This window comes from Proteus faecis, from assembly GCF_030286765.1.
GTDB classification, from domain to species: domain Bacteria; phylum Pseudomonadota; class Gammaproteobacteria; order Enterobacterales; family Enterobacteriaceae; genus Proteus; species Proteus faecis.
The window spans coordinates 1-2,617 of sequence record NZ_JASVWV010000042.1; the positions used below are offsets into that span (position 1 = coordinate 1).

The 2,617-nt window shown below is 60.2% G+C and carries 3 protein-coding genes; all 3 read left to right on the forward strand.

Features of this window, described 5'->3' with window-relative positions; translation table 11 throughout:
• Positions 1-95 precede the first annotated feature (95 nt).
• From QSH13_RS18320 to QSH13_RS18330, 3 genes are read left to right on the forward strand one after another with little or no spacing between them, the layout of a single operon-like run.
• Positions 96-1,592: a TIGR03752 family integrating conjugative element protein gene (locus tag QSH13_RS18320; RefSeq protein WP_286047536.1), complete on the forward strand. Its 1,497-nt coding sequence runs from the start codon at positions 96-98 to the stop codon at positions 1,590-1,592.
• Positions 1,589-2,074: a hypothetical protein gene (locus QSH13_RS18325; RefSeq protein ID WP_113355645.1), complete on the forward strand. Its 486-nt coding sequence runs from the start codon at positions 1,589-1,591 to the stop codon at positions 2,072-2,074. The genes QSH13_RS18320 and QSH13_RS18325 overlap by 4 nt, the downstream gene beginning before the upstream one ends.
• Positions 2,071-2,493, forward strand: a complete 423-nt coding sequence (locus tag QSH13_RS18330) for a TIGR03751 family conjugal transfer lipoprotein (protein WP_113355646.1) — start codon at positions 2,071-2,073, stop codon at positions 2,491-2,493. The genes QSH13_RS18325 and QSH13_RS18330 overlap by 4 nt, the downstream gene beginning before the upstream one ends.
• Positions 2,494-2,617 lie beyond the last annotated feature (124 nt).

Sequence of the window (2,617 nt, forward strand, 5' to 3'; positions counted from 1 at the left end):
GAGGATACCACCACGGTATATCTGGTGATGAAAGGCAAACCGGATAAGGCATTTCCGGCGGAGCCGCCTGTCCGGGGAACGGGAGGGAAAGCCCGATGAAAGTGACATCCAATACGCTGGTCAAAATACTGGTGCCGTCTGCACTGGCGCTGGCGGTGCTGATCGGCATCAAAAGCTGTCAGCCGGAGACGCCGGCCGGCAACGGCGGGCAGGACAGTCTGTCTCAGTCGATTAATGATCTTGACCCGGGGGAGCTGAAGTCGCTCGGGATTGAGGGGGATACCCCAGCCGATACGCTGAGGACATTGATTGGCACCATGAAAACGGTGCGTGACCGTCAGGCGGAGCTGATTGCCCAAAACGAGAAACTGCTGGAAGAGAACACGCAGTTGCGTAACCGGCAACAGAATGTATCGGGGCAGATCCAGTCTGCGGTGGCCTCTGTCCGTCAGGAAGCGGAGAGTCAGCAGCGTGCTCTGCAACAGGAGCAACAGACGCTGATGCGGCGTCTGGATACCCTGGGGGCGTCACTGACCGCCCCGTCAGGTCAGCCGGCACCCGGCGGCGGACAGGGCGATATTCCGCTGGGACTGGGGCTGGATGCACAGGGCAGCGGGCTGACGGTGAAAGACGGGTTGTTGTGGGCCGAGCCACAGGATGCTCAGCCGGCTGAACCGGGCCGGATGGTGAACGGACAACCGGCTAAACCGGCGTTTCCGACGTCTTTTCTGGAGGATAACGCCATTACCCGTCAGAAAGCAGAACTGGACCGGCTGGCCAAAAATCAGCGCACGCTGTCCGGTAGAGCGGACGGTGAGGCGCATACTGAACCGGCTTACACGATACCCGAAAATGCCACTCTGGTGGGCAGTCAGGCGATGACGGCGTTGCTGGGCCGGGTGCCCATCGACGGTAAAGTGACCGATCCGTATCCGTTCAAGGTGGTGGTGGGAAAAGACAACCTCACGGCGAACGGCATTGAGTTACCAGATGTGGAAGGGGCGGTGATCAGCGGCTCGGCCACCGGTGACTGGACATTGTCCTGTGTGCGCGGGGATATCACTTCGATCACCTTTGTCTTTACGGACGGCACGGTACGCACGGTGCCGAAGCCGGCTGACCGGACGGACGGTGGCAGTCAGGCCGGCAGCGGACAGAATGCCCGCAATAACGGCGGGTCGCTCGGCTGGATCTCGGATGAGAGCGGGATCCCGTGTATCAGCGGTGAGCGTAAAACCAATGCCGGCACTTATCTGCCGACCCTGTTTGCCCTGACGGCAGCCGCCTCGGCCGGGAATGCGATGTCACAGAGCCAGTATACCGCGCAGAACAACGGTTACGGTATCACATCCTCGCTGTCCGGGGATGCGGGAAAAGCCGCGCTGGGCAGTGCCATCGGCGGCGGTTTTAAGGATGTGGCTGACTGGGTGAAATCCCGCTACGGGCAGACCTTTGATGCGGTGTATGTGCCGCCGGGGCAGAAAGTCGCGGTGCATATCAGCCGTCAGATCCCGGTGGATTATGAATCACAGGGACGCCGGGTGAACTACGGCTTTTCACTGACAGAGGGTGAGGAAGGAGGTCTGGAGTGACGTATTTTGCGAAGCCGGGGGCGCAGGTCGTGACGCCGGTGACGTTTCCGCTGGTGTTTGTGTTCAGTGCCGGAAAAGCCGGTTGCACCGGAAGTCATTTTTGCCTGACGGTGGACGGTCATCAGGTGTTTGATGATGAGCAACAGCAGCTGATTGCCGGCATGTCACCGGCGACGATACAGCTGGCGTGGCAGGTTGCCGCCGGTGAGGCGGCCGGGGCGGTGCTGTCTGTCGGCCGTCACCGGGTGGCGCTGTGTGACAACGACATTACCGTTTACCGGTTTGCCCCGGGGAATAAGGCGTACCCGCAGGACCGTGACTGGGATCGTCTGCTGTACACGGTGTTTAAAGGAGAGACGCCGGATAAAGCCGGCTGGCAATGCGTGCCTTTTTCATTATCTGAACTGAACTGTCACGGTGAGTTTGCCCGGCTGAACTGCCGGGGGGCGGTTCTGAAGGGAGCGGGAGGGATCATACTATGAGACTGATGAAAGGCAGTGTGCTGTGCGCACTGGTGTTTTTACTGGCCGGCTGTGCCACCTCCAAAGAGGAACTGCTGCCGGCGGGAAACAGCGACATGATGGCCATCTGGTCAGGCAGACAGGCTGACCAGGACAGTGCGGACAACCGGACGGTGACGGAGACTGCCCGCAGCGTCCTGCGACGCGGGCTGACGAATGATGAAGCTGCACACCGTCAGCAGGCGAACACCGCGTATACCCGGACACAAAGCAGTGAGATCCATCAGCAGTTTCCGCGTCTGCCGAACCCGGACATGGTGATGTATGTGTTCCCGCACCTCTCGGCCGGTAATCTGCCGGTGCCGGGATACAGTACGGTGTTTCCGTTTTACCATCAGGTGCAGTATGCCCTGCCGGGTGAGCGTGTGGAGGGCTTGTGATGGGGCTTTCATTATTCCGTTCACGCCGGAAAGCGCAGGCGGTTTCTGCTGAAAAAACGGCTGACAAAACCGTACACCGCAGTACACCGGCAGAGAATGCCGGTTTAGCCCGTGAGCCGCTTTC

Excerpts from the sequence above, each read along its gene's own strand:
- QSH13_RS18320 (WP_286047536.1), top strand. The coding sequence starts at position 96 with ATGAAAGTGACATCCAATACGCTGGTCAAAATACTGGTGCCGTCTGCA.
- QSH13_RS18330 (WP_113355646.1), top strand. The coding sequence starts at position 2,071 with ATGAGACTGATGAAAGGCAGTGTGCTGTGCGCACTGGTGTTTTTACTG.